The 16,086-nt window shown below is 67.6% G+C and carries 9 protein-coding genes, 1 tRNA gene and 1 pseudogene; 3 read left to right on the plus strand and 8 right to left on the minus strand.

Going from position 1 to position 16,086, the window contains the following annotated elements:
• Nucleotides 1-90: 90 nt before the first annotated feature.
• The gene (locus H9634_RS11470) at nt 91-1,500 is read right to left on the minus strand and encodes a sodium:solute symporter family protein (protein WP_175293472.1); all 1,410 of its coding nucleotides are present in this window, start codon (nt 1,498-1,500) and stop codon (nt 91-93) included.
• A gap of 89 nt (nt 1,501-1,589) precedes the next feature.
• The gene (locus H9634_RS11475; protein ID WP_170274921.1) at nt 1,590-2,474 is read right to left on the minus strand and encodes a MurR/RpiR family transcriptional regulator; all 885 of its coding nucleotides are present in this window, start codon (nt 2,472-2,474) and stop codon (nt 1,590-1,592) included.
• An 81-nt stretch (nt 2,475-2,555) separates the two neighbouring features.
• Between H9634_RS11475 and H9634_RS11480 the strand changes: the two genes are divergently transcribed.
• A complete protein-coding gene (locus tag H9634_RS11480) occupies nt 2,556-3,782 on the plus strand; it encodes a metal-dependent hydrolase family protein (RefSeq protein ID WP_170274922.1) in 1,227 nt (408 codons plus the stop codon).
• 125 nt (nt 3,783-3,907) lie between these two features.
• Here H9634_RS11480 and selB read toward each other — a convergent pair whose 3' ends face one another.
• The 3 genes from selB to H9634_RS11495 form a co-directional block, all read right to left on the minus strand.
• Nucleotides 3,908-5,701, minus strand: coding sequence for a selenocysteine-specific translation elongation factor (selB, locus tag H9634_RS11485; protein WP_191726783.1), 1,794 nt, complete (start codon nt 5,699-5,701; stop codon nt 3,908-3,910).
• The gene (selA, locus tag H9634_RS11490) at nt 5,698-7,050 is read right to left on the minus strand and encodes an L-seryl-tRNA(Sec) selenium transferase (RefSeq protein ID WP_318245098.1); all 1,353 of its coding nucleotides are present in this window, start codon (nt 7,048-7,050) and stop codon (nt 5,698-5,700) included. The genes selB and selA overlap by 4 nt, the downstream gene beginning before the upstream one ends.
• 21 nt (nt 7,051-7,071) lie before the next feature.
• Nucleotides 7,072-7,166: transfer RNA gene (locus H9634_RS11495), tRNA-Sec, on the minus strand.
• A 34-nt stretch (nt 7,167-7,200) separates the two neighbouring features.
• Between H9634_RS11495 and selD the strand changes: the two genes are divergently transcribed.
• Nucleotides 7,201-8,250 carry a selenide, water dikinase SelD gene (selD, locus tag H9634_RS11500; RefSeq protein WP_191726784.1) on the plus strand — a complete coding sequence of 350 codons (1,050 nt, stop codon included), beginning with the start codon at nt 7,201-7,203 and terminating at the stop codon, nt 8,248-8,250.
• A 64-nt stretch (nt 8,251-8,314) separates the two neighbouring features.
• Nucleotides 8,315-10,183, plus strand: coding sequence for a DNA helicase RecQ (gene recQ, locus H9634_RS11505; RefSeq protein WP_191726785.1), 1,869 nt, complete (start codon nt 8,315-8,317; stop codon nt 10,181-10,183).
• An 86-nt stretch (nt 10,184-10,269) separates the two neighbouring features.
• On the opposite strand, the gene nrfD is transcribed toward recQ, so the two are convergent.
• The 3 genes and pseudogenes from nrfD to fdnG all read right to left on the minus strand — a co-directional run.
• Nucleotides 10,270-11,418 carry an NrfD/PsrC family molybdoenzyme membrane anchor subunit gene (nrfD, locus tag H9634_RS11510; protein WP_191726786.1) on the minus strand — a complete coding sequence of 383 codons (1,149 nt, stop codon included), beginning with the start codon at nt 11,416-11,418 and terminating at the stop codon, nt 10,270-10,272.
• A gap of 10 nt (nt 11,419-11,428) precedes the next feature.
• The gene (locus H9634_RS11515) at nt 11,429-12,604 is read right to left on the minus strand and encodes a 4Fe-4S dicluster domain-containing protein (protein WP_225210876.1); all 1,176 of its coding nucleotides are present in this window, start codon (nt 12,602-12,604) and stop codon (nt 11,429-11,431) included.
• Nucleotides 12,605-12,744: 140 nt separating this feature from the next.
• A pseudogene (gene fdnG, locus H9634_RS11520) lies at nt 12,745-15,960 on the minus strand (formate dehydrogenase-N subunit alpha); the annotation flags it as partial.
• Nucleotides 15,961-16,086 lie beyond the last annotated feature (126 nt).

The raw sequence follows: 16,086 nt of genomic DNA on the forward strand, positions 1-16,086 counted from the left end.
GTGACGTGCCCACGCGCATAGGGGCACGGCTGGGCCCCGGTCCGAGATCCACGCGATCTCCGACCGGGGCCTTGTGCTGTCGAGGCAGCGCTACACCCGGGCAGGACGATCGACCATAGCGGCCGGTTTCGTTGCGAGCGAAACGACGATCAGCACGACGATGGCGATCGGAGCGGCGATGACCACCGACCGGACTTCTTCGGCGGGGCCGAAGACCTCCCATAGGATTGTCGCGATCCCGCCGATCAGCATGGATGCCACTGCTCCCGCAGCGCTGGCACGCTTCCAGAACAGCGCCGCCAACACCGTGGGCGTCACCGCGGCCCCGTACATCGTGTAGGCGTACATCTGCAGTTCCAGCAGCGTGGGGAAGAACTGGACCATGACGAAGGCGAGCACGGCAACTGCAGCCACTGCGATTCGGCCGACGACAACCTGGCTGCGCTCGTGCGACGGTTCGCGACGGCGCCCACGGAACACGAGGTCGTAGACGATGTTGCCTGAGCATGTGAGCAGGTACGACGAACCGGTTGTGACGATGAGCGCCAGGGCGGCAACCAGGAGCGTCGCCCCAACGACTGCAGGGGTGAAGTCCCCTGCCGCAAGCCCGAGGATCGCCATATCGGCTTCAGACGATGGGTTCACGATCGTCGCTGCCGAGGCCAGCAGAATGATTGGCGCCACCATGAATATCGCACCGATAAAGAACAACCCGGTTGCCTTGCGTGCGCTCGCCGGGCTCTGCGCAGCGGCAAGGCGCTGGTGCATGTTCTGGTCGCCAAGTACCAGGAGGAAGAGTGGGAGGAAGTAACCCAGGATCTGCAGCGGGGTCAGTTTTCCGGTCACTGTGCGGAATGCCGGGTCGAGCTGGTTGACATAGCCGCCGAAGCCGCCCAGGTCATGCACGAAAACGAAGTACAGCGTTGCCAGCAAACCGATGACGATCAGCGCTGAAGAGAGGAAGTCGGTCCACGCCACGGATTTCAGTCCGCCTGACAGTGACAAGAAGGTGATGACGACAACGGCGATGAGCGTGCCCTGCACCTCGGACAGAGGTGTGATGAGGCTGAAGATGTAGCCTGCCCCGGTGAACTGGTACGCGGCGATCCCGATGAATGCGACGAGGACGACGATCGTGCCGATGACACCCGTGGCCTGACCAAACCGTGCACGCAGCAGTTCTGGCACGGTGTGGAAGGAATTCTCGCGCACTTTCTTCGCCATCAGAGACAGCGCGATGATTCCGACGAACGTGCCCAGGAAGAAGAAGACTCCCGGAATCGGCCCATTGGCGAAGATGAAGCTTGCTCCGCCGATGATCGAACCGGAACCGACGAAAGTCGCGAGCAGAGTGCCAGCGAGCACCCACGGTGGCAGGGATTGCCCGGCCAACATAAAATCCTCGCCGTCCTTCATCGCCGACTTACGAGAGAACCACGCAGCAACAAGGACCATGAGCAGTAGGTACCCGACCAGGACACTGATATTCACCACGGACACGGATCCTCCTCAGTTCGGCTGATAAGCATGCGTGAATAGTTACACGAATCACACCGTGGCGCAAGGAATTTTGCAGACTGCCCCGAGCGTCAGTCAAGAATCGCAGAAACGTCCAACGCAGTCGGATCGTCCTTCACGACGCCAAGCCCATGCCAAAGCTGATCGACACGACGCAGGCTCTTCTCGACGTTCTCGCGATGTTCAGTGGCGATGAGCTTGAGCACTGCCTGCACAACAGAGAACACTCCCGTCATCGACGGAAGGTACCGAGGACTTCCGCTCGACACGAGAATGGAGTGGTCGGCGGCTTCAGTCACAGCAGTCGACCGATCGGCGATGACGAGCAGAGGCACACCTCGAGAGGCGGCCTCCAGTGCCAGCTGATTGATGACGTCGGTGGTCTTCCAGACGTTGAAGACCACGAGCACATCGTCTTCTCCGAGCCGCCTGGCAGCATTGATCTGCGCGGTAGCTGACCCGGCGTATTGCTCGACATTGAACCCGAAAAGCTGCGCACCATGCGCCAGCACACCGCCTGGCCCGGAACAGTAACCGGTCGCCAGGACCGCCGTACTGCGAGCCGAGGCGATCATCCGAGCGGCCGCAACCATCTCGTCTTCGTCGATCGCCTCCAGCAGGAGCTCAAGCATCCGAATGTCTTCGGCGATCGAAGAACTCACTGTGCGATCAAAAGCAGCTTCACTCTGGCCCATAATGCGATCAGCAGTGAGGGTAGCGAGATAGTGGCCACGCAGGTCGGTCACGAAGTCCGGCCAGCCGCGATACCCCAGGTACTGAGCACAGCGCGTCGCTGAAGCAACGTTGACCCCGGCCATTGTCGCGACCTGCTGCGCAGTCGCGAACGCGGCAGTCTCAGGTTCAGACGAGATGACACCGAGCACACGCGCAATCGCCGGAGAGGGAGTCCGGTCTCCAATGAGCTTCTCTATCCAGAGCACGGTGCCATCAGCCATCGTATTGCAAACACCTTTGCAGCAGGTTACGTTTGATCCAGACACAGCAGCTACCGCTTATCTGTCGGCAGGAGAGACCGGATGCACCTAGATGAATCAATCACTGCTATCACCAACGTGCGGATCCTCGATCCAGTCACCGAAACCGTGTCTGAACCGCAGTCTATCCAGATCAACGGTGATCGAATTTCGAGCATCAGTGCGGCAAACAACGAGTCCGACTCCTCAATCGATGCCGGAGGAGCGATCGCGATACCCGGTCTCATCGACTGTCACGTTCACGTTCTGGCCAATACTGCAGACCTTGGACGCCTGGGTGATGAGTCGCCTGCATACCTGACCGCGTCGGCCATCAACACGATGCAAGGTGCTCTCCGACGCGGTTTCACAACGCTTCGGGATGCCGGAGGTGCGGACTTCGGGCTGGCCAGGGCAGCTGCAGAGCAGCTATTCCTTGCACCTCGGCTGTTCTTCGGCGGGAAGGCTCTGTCTCAAACCGGCGGCCATGCCGATATGCGCGGACCGGGGACGTCCATCGTCGACCAGCACCAGTGCTGCCCGCACATTGGGACGGTGTGCGACGGCGTCGATGAAGTCCGCAAGGCCGCTCGCATGCAGTTGCGGACAGGTGCGGACCACATCAAGATCATGCTCTCGGGCGGCGTCGCTTCGCCAACCGACCGAATCGACTCTACACAGTTCTCTGATGAGGAGATTCGGGCCGCCGTCGAAGAGGCAGCCGCTTCAAACCGCTACGTTCTCGGACACGCCTACACTGCCCGCGCGATCAACCGTGGGCTGAAGCTCGGGGTCCGCTCTATCGAGCACGGCAACCTTCTCGATGACGAGAGCATCAGACTCTTCACTGAGAACGACGCGTTCCTCGTGCCGACTCTTGTGACTTATGAACGGTTGAAGGCCGAAGGAGTCCGCCACGGACTGCCGCAGGCAAGCGCCGACAAGGTCGACAGTGTGCTCTACGCGGGCCTGAAGGCACTCGAAGCCGCGGATCAGGGCGGGGTCAACATCGCGTACGGCTCTGACCTGCTGGGTGACATGTGGAAATGGCAGAGCAAAGAGTTCGAGATCCGTTCGCAAGTCCAGTCCGCTGGTGCCGTCCTGCGTTCTGCGACAACAGTGGCCGCTCGCCTGTTGGATCAGGAAGGCGAACTCGGAATCATCCGCGAAGGCGCTCAGGCCGATATTGTCCTCTTGAACGCCAATCCGCTCGATGACATTACTGTGCTGGCGGAACCGCAGAAATCGGTGCGTCACGTTTTCGTCCGCGGAGGCCTGGTTCACGCATAACCGATATAACTGCGGAGCGCTCATGCTAATGGGCACGATTGCTGTCGACGGCTTCGTGGGACACCGATGATCAGTACCGCGGGACGCGAAGTCGTGTGTTGCTAAGGACGGCAACCGTTGCCGGCTCAGCGCACGACTTCGCGCAGGTTCCCATCCCGCCGGCGGGTCCAGCCGCGGGAGTCGAGGTGTTCGAGCAGCGGGATCGCCACCCGGCGGGTGGTGCCGAGTGCCTGCCGCGCCTGGCTGGCGGTGAACGGCTGGCCGAGGCCCGCGAGCACCCGCATCGCCTGGGCCGGTGCGCTCGGCAGCAGAACGACACCGTCGGCGATGCGGATGAGCCGGCCGACCCGTTCGGCAGCGGCGAGCTCGCGTGCCCCAAGGCCCAGGCGGGACAGGTCGTCTGCCTCAGGCGCGGTGAACGGCGTGGCCTTGAGCTGCCGCTCGAGTGCCTGGATGCTCTTCTCCGCTCGCCCAAGGTCGGCACGCGGCTGCGGAGGGGAGATGATCCCGTCACGCTGGTTCAGCTTCGCCACCTGCACAACAGCATCGAGCAGATCCGGGTGCGGGAGTTCGAGCGTGTGCACAGCGGCCTGGCGGGTCATGCCCGGTGTCAGCGCATCGACGGCCTGGTGCGCGGTGACAGCTGCGCGCAGAGTCTGCGCCCACCGGCGCAGCGCGTCGACGTCGACGAGCCACCGCCCGACCGTGACGACCCCCTCGGGCAGCCGGCTGACGTCGAGGCCGAAGCGGGTGAGGGTCTCGGCTTCGACTGCCTGCCGGCGGTCGACCTCAGCCCTGACCGAGCCGGCGGCCGGCAGTTCGGCCAGCGCAGCAGCGCGACTGCGCCCGGCCCCGCGCCGGGTGAGCGGCGGCGGGTCGAGGTCGAGGATCTGCACACCGGCGACAACCATCTTCGCCCCGGAGTCGCGCAGCACCATTCGATCACCGAGCTGCAGCGGCAGCGGCCGGCTCAGCTGCAGGCGCGCATGATCGGCATCGAAGGGCCGCAGCCGCGCACCGATCGCAGCGGTGCCGATGTGGACGGTGATGTGCTCGCTGCCCTCATCGAGTGCCCCGCCGGAAGCCCAGCGCACATCGACGGTGTCGGTGACCCACCAGTCAGGTGAGATGAGGGCATCCCCGCGGTGCACCTCGGCTGCCGGGATGCCGCGCAGGTTCAGCGCCGCCCGGCACACCGGTTCGAGCACCTCCGACGGCTCCCCGCGGGACTGCACCCCGCGGACGGTGATCTCGCGCAGCCCGCCGGTCTCCTGCCCGAGGAGCTGCAGCCGCTCACCTGCCCGCACCGTGCCGCCGGCAAGCGTGCCGGTGACGACGGTGCCCGACCCTGCGATCGTGAACGCCCGGTCGATCCACAGCCGCAGCCGCGCCTGAGGATCCGGCTCCGGCAGTCCGGCGAGCACGCCGTCGAGAGCCTCGCGCACCTCGTCGAGTCCCTCACCGGTGGCGCCGGAGCAGGCGACGATCGGGGCGGCGGCCAGACCGGTGCCGCGCAGTTCGGCACGCGCCCGGGCCGTCACCTCGGGCACGGCGTCCGGGGCGCGGTCACGGCGGGTGATGACGATGAGACCGGCCGTGATGCCGAGGGCTGCGATCGCGTCGCGGTGCTCGCTCGACTGCGCCTGCCAGCCCTCATCGGCGGCGATGACGAAGCAGACGACGGGGACGGGTCCGAGGCCGGCGAGCATATTGCCGACGTAGCGTTCGTGGCCGGGCACGTCGACGAAGGCGACCTCACGGCCCGACGGCAGGGCCGTCCACGCGAAGCCGAGGTCGATCGTCAGCCCGCGTTTGCGCTCTTCAGCCCACCGGTCGGGTTCGATTCCGGTCAGTGCCCGCACGAGCGTCGACTTGCCGTGGTCGACGTGCCCGGCGGTGGCAATGACGAAGCTGCTCATCTGCCGTTCCCGAGGCGACCGCCGGCAGCCCTGATGGCATCGGCGAGTGCCGGGTCCTGGTCTGCGGGGATGCAGCGCAGGTCGATGAGGCAGCTGCCGTCATGGACGCGCGGCAGGACGGCCGGGTCGCCGGTGCGCAGGGCTGGGGCGAAGTCCTCGGGCAGGGCGAGCGCCCAGCCCGGCAGCGGCACGCCGGTGCCGCCACCGCCGCCTACCCGGCCGTCATGTGCCACGACGGTGCCGCCGACCTGCGCGGCGAGGGCGTCGGTGCGGCGGCGCAGCTCAGCAGGGTCGGCGTGCAGCATCGCATGCACCGGGCTGGTGCCGGCACGCAGCGTAGCGTCGAGTGCGGCGAGGGTGAGCTTGTCGGCGCGGACGGCGCGGGCCAGCGGGTGACGGGCGAGCCGGGCGATCGTCTCAGAGGTGCCGAGCAGCAGCCCGGCCTGCGGGCCGCCGAGGAGTTTGTCACCGGAGGCGATGACGGCATCGGCTCCCGCCGCCAGGGCCGCCTCGATGCTCGGCTCGTCCGGCAGGACGGGATCGGCGCTCAGCAGTCCGGAGCCGACGTCGACGATGAGGGGCACGGAGTGCTCACGGCACAGTGCGGCGAGCGCGGCGGTCTCGACGGCGGCGGTGAAGCCGGTGAGCGCGAAGTTCGAGGGGTGGACTTTGAGCACGCAGCCGGCTCCAGCGTCGAGGGCGGCGGCGTAGTCCTCTGGGTGGGTGCGATTCGTGGTGCCGACTTCGCGCAGCTGCGTGCCGGCAGCGGTGATGAGGTCGGAGAGCCGGAAGCCGGCACCGATCTCGATGAACTCCCCGCGGCTGATGACGATCCCACCGTGGCCGGGTCCCTCCTGCCCGCCTCCGCCGGCTGCCGGTCCCCCGCCCAGTGCGGTGGCGGCCAGCAGCAGCGCGGCCGCGCCGTTGTTGACGATGAGCGCATCCTCGGCATGCGGGCAGCGCTGCAGCAGGGCCGCCCGTGCTGCGGCCCCGCGCCGGGACCGGGCGCCGGAGGGCAGGTCGAGTTCGACGTCGACGTACCCTGCGGCATCGGCCAGGGCCTGCTGGGCGGGCTCGCCCAAGGGGGCGCGGCCGAGGTTGGTGTGGATGATGACGCCGGTGGCGTTGAGCACCGGGGTCAGGGAGGAGGCCCGCTGGGAGCCGACAGCCTCAAGCACCGTCTCGATCACCTCGGCGGCGGGGATCTCCCCGCGGCGGGCACGGTCCTGGGCGGCGCGCACGAGCCCGAGCACCACGCTGCGGCCGAGTGAGCGGCTGGCGGCGATGAGCTGCGGATGCTCCATGAGCCGGTCGGTGCGCGGGATGGCGCGACGCGGGTCCTCCACGATCCTCCTCGACTCTGAAGCCAGTGGCGGAGGCGGACGGGAATCGAACCCGCCAGACCGAGGTGCTCGGTCTCACCGGTTTTGAAGACCGGGGGGCCCACCAGGACCCGGACGCCTCCACGCTCCAACCTACCACCGCCTATACTCGCGGGCATGGACATCACAGCTGCGCACACGCCCTCACCTCGACTGACATCGTTGGCCGCCGGCGGCGGCTGTGCGTGCAAGATCCCTCCCGGCGAGCTCGAAGACGCCCTCGCCGCACTCACCGGGCAGACCGGACCTGATGTGCTCGTCGGCCTCGATGACGGCGACGACGCTGCCGCGGTGCAGGTGCGCGGGGACCTGGCGGTGCTCTCAACAGCTGATTTCTTCACCCCTGTCGTCGACTCCGCCTATGACTGGGGGCGGATCGCTGCGGCGAATGCGCTCTCGGACATCTACGCGATGGGCGGGGTGCCTGTCGTGGCGATCAACCTCATCGGCTGGCCGCGCGAGCTGCTGCCGATGGAGCTCATGAGCGAGGTGCTCGCCGGCGGGGTGGCGGTCGCCGGGGAGGTCGGCTGCCCGGTCATCGGCGGGCATTCGATCACCGCACCCGAACCGGTCTACGGGATGGCCGTCACCGGGACCGCGGACCCGGCCCGGCTGCTGCGCAATGACGCCGCCGAGGCTGGTCTGCCGCTCACGTTGACGAAACCGCTGGGCGTGGGCGTGCTGAACAACCGGCACAAGGCCACCGGCGAGGTGTTCGATGAGGCGATCGAGACGATGACGACGCTCAATGCCGCGGCCTCAGCTGCCGCGCTCGAGGCCGGGGTCACCGCCGCGACCGATGTCACCGGGTTCGGGCTGCTCGGACATCTGCACAAGATGTGCCGGGCTTCCGGCATCGGAGCGGAGATCGATATGGTCGCGGTGCCGGTGCTCGATGCCGCGGTGCGCAGTCTGGCCGAGGGTTTTGTGCCCGGTGGGACGCGGCGCAACCTCGACTGGGTACGCTCGGAGCTCGACGGCTCTCCTGCTGCCGACGGCTCCCGGTCGGTCGGCACATTCGAGGTGGGTGCCGGGGTGAGCGAAGAGGACGTGCTCATGCTCGCCGATGCGCAGACCTCCGGCGGGCTGCTCATCGTCGGTGAGCTGCCCGGTCACCCGGTCATCGGCTGCACGCGCGCCGAACCCGGCATCAGCATCCGGCGGTGATGTCCCCAGCCCGCGTGCCGCTGAAGCCCGGGCGCCTTGACGGTAGCCGCGATAGGTTGGACAGGTGAGCGATTCAGACACCCGCACCAGCGGATCCGTAAGCACCCGCAGCGCCCAGGAGATCCTCGAAGGGGTCTTCGGCTTCGACGCGTTCCGTGGGGATCAGGCGGAGATCGTCGAGCATGTCAGCGCCGGCGGCGATGCGGTCGTGCTCATGCCCACCGGTGGTGGGAAGTCGCTGTGCTATCAGGTGCCGGCACTGGTGCGCGACGGCACCGGGCTGGTGATCTCACCGCTCATCGCGCTCATGGAGGATCAGGTCGCAGCGCTGCGCGCCAACGGTGTTGCAGCAGCCTTCCTCAACTCGACGCTGAGCTGGGAGGAAGTCCAGCAGGTCGAGGCGGCGCTGCTCGCCGGTGAGCTCGACCTGCTCTATATGGCACCTGAGCGTCTCGTTCAGGAGCGCACACTGGCAGTGCTGGAGCGTGCACGGATCTCGCTGTTCGCCATCGATGAGGCGCACTGCGTCTCGCAGTGGGGCCACGATTTCCGCACCGACTATCTGGGCTTGGCGGTGCTGGCCGACCGGTTCCCCGGGATCCCGCGCATCGCGCTGACGGCCACCGCGACGCAGGCGACGCACGCTGAGCTGACCGAACGCCTCCGGCTCGATGATGCCCGGCATTTCGTTGCGAGCTTCGACCGGCCCAACATCCAGTACCGCATCGAACCGAAGTCCCGGGCGCGGAATCAGCTGCTGCAGTTCCTGCGCATCGAGCATGCCGGGGATGCCGGGATCGTCTACTGCCTGTCCCGCCGCAGCGTCGAGCAGACAGCGGAGTTCCTGCGCGGCGAGGGCTTCGCCGCACTGCCCTATCATGCGGGTCTGAGCGAGGTGGAGCGGGCGGAGAATCAGCGCCGATTCCTCCGTGAGGAGGGCATCGTCATGGTCGCCACGATCGCGTTCGGGATGGGGATCGACAAACCCGATGTGCGCTTCGTCGCCCATCTCGACCTGCCGAAATCTGTGGAGGGCTACTACCAGGAGACGGGCCGGGCCGGTCGTGACGGCCTGCCGTCGACGGCGTGGATGGCCTATGGTCTCGGCGATGTCGTGCAGCTGGGCCGGATGATCGACCAGTCGGAGGGTTCGGCGGCGCACCGCCGGCGTCAGCGCGAGCACCTTGAGGCGATGCTCGCCCTGTGCGAGACGGTCGACTGCCGCCGGGTGCAGATTCTGCGCTACTTCGGCCAGGACGCCGAGGCCTGCGGCAACTGCGATACGTGTCTGCAGCCGCCCCGCACCTGGGATGCGACGGTGCCGGTGCAGAAGCTCATGTCAGCGGTCATCCGCCTCGACCGCCAGCGCGGGGAGCGCTACGGAGCCGGGCAGATCATCGATGTGCTGCGCGGACGGGTCAGTGATCGTTCGACCGCTTCACGGCATGAGGAGCTGAGCGTGTGGGGCATCGGCGCCGATCTCACCCCGGCGGTGTGGCGTTCGATCGTCCGGCAGCTGCTGGCGCGCGGGCTGCTGCAGGCCGTCGGCGACTACGGAGTGCTCGTCGTCCCGGAGGCGGCCGGCCCGGTGCTGCGCGGTGAAGAAACCGTGCTTTTGCGTGAGGACGTGCAGCGCACCCGCACCGCACAGGCCGGGACGAGCAGCGCGCGGCGCGGTTCCACGGCGGCAACCGAGCTCACCGGTGCCGATGCGCAGCTGTTCGAGAGTCTGCGCACCTGGCGCACCGCGCAGGCATCGGAGCAGGGCGTGCCCCCGTATGTGGTGTTCTCTGACGCAACGCTGACCGGTATCGTGCGCGCCCGGCCGACCGACCGGGCCGCTCTGAGCGAGGTCAGCGGGGTCGGTGCTGCCAAGCTCGAGCGCTACGGTGCTGCCGTGCTCGCCCTAGTCGCCGAGGCAGCCGGGAACTGACCGGTTCGAGGCCTGACCGGTTCGGGGCGTGACCGGGCGTCCCGGCAGCGGCGATCGAAACCTCACCCGCCTGTGGGAAAGGAGGTTCAGCCGGCTGTCGTGATCGAATCGTCGGTGATGCCGGCGGCACGGCGGGCGGCGAGACGGTCCTTCTGCGGCTCGATGACGTGCTTGGGATCCTTCGTCGACTCCAAGCCAGCTTCGAGCACCCCGAACCGAGTCAGCGCCGAGGCGGCCAGCAGTGCCGTTCCCGAGGCAGCGGCGACGAGCCGATTGCCGGCGAACAGCGTGCCGATCCCGCCGACGATCGCCAGCCGCTCCGCCCATTTCAGCTTGGCACCGGGGCCGCCGGTGTCCAGCGGTTCGGCTTCGGCCGGGTGCATGGTGTCCTTCATGACATGCATGGCGACGACATCGCCGATCACGCCGAGGGCGGCGAGGACGCGTGCCGGGCCGGTCTGCGAGGTCGGCGTCGTCACCATCGCAGCACCACCGGCTGCGAGGCTGGCGGAGGAGACGAACACGTACGGCAGATGCTTGCGCGCTCCATGCCAGGTCGGCACGGCGGTGTCCGAAAGCAGCACCGCGGTGTAGGCGGCCAGGGGTGCAGCGAGCACTGCGGCTGCCAACCCGGCTGGCCCTTCAGCGCCCCGCAGCACGGGGCGCAGCGGGCCCAGCGGCAGCTTCTCACCCGTCATCCGGTCGATCTCGGCGACGGCGGCGACTCCCATCGGTGTCGAATAGCCGGCGAGGATCCAGGAGCCGAGGCTCATCGGCGACGTGACTTTGACGGTGCGCATCATGTTGAGGAACCGTTCGGGCCGGCCGAGATCCATGATCAGGGCGACCGCTCCGGCGCTGACGGCGCCGAGGGCCGTCAGCCGGGTATTGCGGCGCAGCAGCTCCCGGCCGGTCAGCTGTGCGCCGAGCGCGAGCAGCCCGGACCCGCCGGCGAGTCCGCCGAGGAACAGGTACGCCGAGATCTCGTGCCCCCACGGCGGGGCCTTGACGATCGGCCGGCCGTAATACGAGGTGAACTCCGCCTCTTCGACCATCGGCATCTCCCGCGAGCCATCCGCCCCGCCGCCGCGGCGGCGGCCGCCACCGGGACCGGCACCTCGGGCGCGGCCACGGGCTTGCGCGCCGTCGTCGCTGCGGGAGCGGCGGAACAGGTCGCGCCTGCGCCGGCGCGGCGGCTCGGGCGGGCGGTAGGAGTCGAATTCGCTGGTCGTCACGCGCTCTCCCTCACTTCCGGCCTCCGAGGAATGCGAGCGCGGTCGCCGCGATCATTCCGGCGGCGGCGATGCCGGCGGTGGCGAACATCTGCGGCAGATCCTTCGTCGCCACGCGCGGGTCCGGCGGCAGGCCGTAGACCTCGGGTTCGTCGAGGAGCAGGAACACCGAGCCGGTGCCGCCGACCCCGTCATTGGGGTTGGCGCCGTAGAGGCGGGCTTCGGTCATGCCCTGGGCGTGGAGGTCGCGGACGCGCTGTTCGGCGGTGGCGACCATGTCGGCGCGGTCGCCGAACTTGATCGAGGTCGTCGGGCAGGTCTTCGCACACGCCGGCTGGTCACCGGCGACGAGGCGGTCGTAGCACAGGGTGCACTTGTTCGCTGTCCGCGGATGCGGCACGTCCTGTTCGATCGGCTTGCCGGCAGCGGGGCTCTCGCGTTCGGTCGGCGGGTTGATGGTGCCGTCGTCGCGGCGTTCGATGACGCCGAACGGGCAGCCGGCCACGCAGGTGCCGCAGCCGTTGCACACATCGGCCTGGACGACGACGGTGCCGAACTCGGTGCGGAACAGCGCACCGGTCGGGCACACGTCGAGGCAGCCGGCGTGCGTGCAATGCTTGCACACGTCCGAGGCCATAAGCCACCGGAACTCCGGGGTGTCCGGCGGGGTGAGGTCGGCATCGCCGAGCGTCTCAGCGGCGGCGAGCGCATCGACCGGAGGGCCACCGGCGGCCGGTCCACCGGCTGTGGGCGCACCAGAGGTGGGAGCACCGGGGGTAGGTGCACCAGGGGTGGGAGCGCCGGGGGTGGGCGTGTCGACGTCGCGGGTGCGCAGGGTCGGCATGCCGAGGTTGACGAGCCTGCGGCCGGATGCGCGGGCGGCGGCGATCTGTTCGGCGTCCTGTTCGATGAAGGCGACGTGGCGCCACGTGTTCGCGCCGAGCCCGCCGGTGTTGTCGTAGGAGGAGCCGAGGAGTTCGAGGCTGCCGTCAGCGGGGTTGCGGTTCCATTCCTTGCACGCGACTTCGCAGGCCTTGCAGCCGATGCAGATCGAGGTGTCGGTGAAGAAGCCCTTGCGTTCGTGGGTGTGCTCCCACCCGGTGGCTCCGGCCGGGTCGGCGGTGTCGTTCGGAGTGCTGGTCGCAGCGTTCGGGTGCTGTTCGGCCGGTGCCGTCATCGGTGCGGTCATGACGAGCCCTCCTCCTTCTCAGGTTCGTGGAAGCGGTTGGCGACATCGACGTCGGCTCCGGCGTCGGCATCGTCTTCATGCGTATAGGCGCCCTGCTGTGCTTCCGGGGCAGTGTCCCACGGCTCGCCGGGCCGGTCGTCCTGGTGGGCTTTGTCGGTCATGCGGCCTTCGGCGTTGATGAGGCCGGCGCGGCGCCGGTAGTCGTTGACGAGCTCTTCGAGTTCGGGTCCGCGTGGGCGGCGGCCGGGGATGATGTCGCAGGCGCCGGTCTTCGAGTCCTGGATGAGGACGTTGGGGTCGAGCGTGATGCCGAGCAGGTCGTTGACGGCGTCGCCGACGATGTGCGCCTCAGCCCCGACGCCCCAGTGGTACGGCAGGCCGATCTGGTGGACGGTGCGCTGGTTGCCGGCTGCCGCGCTGCCGAAGCTCATCGGGGTCATCCGCTCGGTCACGAGCAGCCGGACTTCGATCGCGGCGCGCGGGGAGATGATCGTCGCCCAGCCATAGGGTTCGAGTCCGCGTTCGGCTGCCAATTCCGGGGACACCTCGGCGAACAGCTCAGGCTGCAGCTCTGAGAGATAGGGCAGCCACCGGCTCATACCACCGGCGGTATGGTGTTCGGTGAGCCGGTAGGTGGTGAAGATGAACGGGTAGACGCCTGCACCCGCCTGGCCCGGCAGCGGAGCCATGAGGTTGTCCCTGCGGTCGAACATCACCTGGGCCGGGCTGTGCTGCTGGCCGTACAGCGGGTTGGGCACTGGGGATTCCTGCGCCTCGTAATGGGTCGGCAGGGGCCCGTCGACGACCCCTGTCGGTGCGTACAGCCAGCCCTTGCCGTCGGGCTGCATGACGAAGGCATCGGTGCCGGTCAGTGCCGCCGGTCCGCCCTGGGCCCGGTCGGGTACGGCGTCGGGTGCCCGGTCGGCTGGGAAGTCGGGGATGTCCTGGCCGGTCCAGCGGCCGGTCTCCTCATCCCACCACACGAGCTTCTTGCGCTCACTCCACGGCTTGCCCTGCGCATCGGCAGAAGCGCGGTTGTACAGGATGCGGCGGTTGGCCGGCCACGCCCACGCCCAGTCGGCGGCGATCTCATCCTGTGCGCTGCCGGGCACTCGCTTGTTGGCGTGGTTGATGCCACCAGCGTAGATGCCGGTGTAGAGCCAGCAGCCACCGGCGGTCGAACCGTCGGCCTTCATCTCCAGGTAGGAGCTCAGCGGCGTGCCTGCCTCCGGGCCCGAGGTGTGGAAGCCGTTGATCTCGGCGAGGACCGCCTCGGCGGAGGGGTCGCCGTGCTCATCGACCGGGTAGTCCCAGGTCAGGTCGAGCAGCGGCCGGTCGCGCGGGTCGGTGGAGTCGGCGAGTTTCTCGCGCAGCCGGCAGCCGAGTTCGTAGAAGAACTGCAGTTCGCTCTGCGCATCCCCTGGCGGGTGGACGGCCTGTTCGCGCCACTGCACGAGCCGCTGCGTCTGGGTGAAGGTCCCGGACTTCTCGGTGTGGTTGGCCGCCGGGAGGAAGAACACCTCGGTGTCGATGTCCTCGGTCTTGAGCTCACCGGAGGCGATCTCCGGTCCGTCCTTCCACCAGGTCGCCGATTCGATGAGCTGGAAGTCGCGTACGACGAGCCATTTGAGGTGCGCCATGCCCAAACGCTGCATGCGGCCGTTGGCCGAGCCGACGGCCGGGTTCTGGCCGAGGATGAAGTAGCCCTCGACCTCATCTTTCAGCATGCTCATGACGGTCTGGTAGGTGCCGTGTGCACCGGTGAGGCGGGGCAGGTAGTCGTAGGCGAAGTCGTTGTCCGCGGTGGCGGCCTCACCCCACCAGGCCTTGAGCAGGCTGATCATGTAGGTATCAGCATTGGCCCAGTAGCTCTTCTGCTCCTTCGAGCCGATGACTGCCAGGTAGTCATCGAGAGTGTCATGGGTGCCGGCTTTGGGCATCGGCAGGTAGCCGGGCAGCAGGTTGAACAGGGTCGGGATGTCAGTCGAGCCCTGGATGGAGGCGTGCCCGCGCAGCGCCATGATGCCTGAGCCTGGCCGGCCGACGTTGCCGAGCAGCAGCTGCAGCGCAGCGGCGGTGCGGATGTACTGCGCGCCCTGCGAGTGCTGGGTCCAGCCGACGGCGTAGGCGAAGCAGGTGGTGCGCTCGCGTCCGGAGTTCTGCGTGATGGCATCGGCGAGGTAGGCGAAGTCGGCAGCCGAGATGCCGCAGACCTCTTCGACCATCTCCGGGGTGTAGCAGGAGTAGTGACGTTTGAGCACCTGGAAGACGCATCGCGGGTCCTGCAGGGTCGGGTCCTGCTCGGCCGGTTGGGTCGGCGGCACGCCGCGGCGCGACCCATCGGCATCGGCATATGCCCAGGTCTGGGTGTCGTAGGTGCCGGTGTCCGGGTCGTAGCCGGAGAACAGTCCGTCGAGATCCTCGGTGTCGGCGAAGTCGTCGCCGAGGATGGTGGAGGCGTTGGTGAACGTCCGGACGTATTCGTCGAAGTACAGGTCGTTTTCCAGCACATGCCGAATGAGCCCGCCGAGCAGCACGATGTCAGAGCCGACCCGGATCGGGACATGCTTGTCTGCGACTGCCGTGGTGCGGGTGAAGCGCGGGTCGACGTGGATGACCTTCGCACCACGGGCCTTGGCTTCAGTGACCCACTGGAACCCGACGGGATGGCATTCGGCCATGTTCGAGCCCTGAATGACGATGCAGTCGGCATTGGCCATGTCCTGCAGGGACTGGGTCGCGCCGCCGCGTCCGAACGAAGCTCCCAAACTGGGAACTGTGGCGGAGTGTCATATGCGGGCCTGGTTCTCGATCTGGATCGCCCCTGCTGCAGTGAACAGCTTCTTGATGAGGTAGTTCTCCTCATTGTCCAGAGTCGCCCCGCCCAGGGAGGCCACACCCATGGTGCGGCGCAGATGCCGGCCTTCGTCGTCTTTGTCCTGCCAGTGGTTGCGGCGGGCTTCGAGGAACCTCTCGGCGATCATGTCGAGGGCGGTGTCGAGATCGAGTGTCGTCCACTCCTTGGCCTTCGGGGCCCGGTAGAGGACTTCGGTGATGCGCCCGGAGGCGTTGACGAGCTGTTGGCTGGCCGAGCCCTTGGGGCACAGCCGACCGCGGGAGATCGGTGAGTCCGGATCGCCTTCGATCTGGATGACCTTGTTGTCTTTGGCGTAGATGAGCTGACCGCAGCCCACCGCGCAGTAGGGGCACACGCTGCGCGCGACGGTGTCGGCGTCTTCGGTGCGCGGGCGCATGGTCTTCGTCTGCGGGGACGTCACAGCTGGGCCGCGCCCGGTGGTGTCACCGGAGCGGAACTGCCGGAACACCGGCCAGTCGAGGAAGCTGATGCGCACCATGGATCAAGATTACCATCGGCGGCATTCATGCGGCGGTTCCAACCAACGCCGGAGCGGCAGCGAATTCCCAGTTCAGAGCGTTGCTCATGCTGACCGATCGGTTGGTCAGTTTTCTGGTTCCACAGG

This window comes from Brevibacterium gallinarum (assembly GCF_014836885.1).
Lineage (GTDB): Bacteria > Actinomycetota > Actinomycetes > Actinomycetales > Brevibacteriaceae > Brevibacterium > Brevibacterium gallinarum.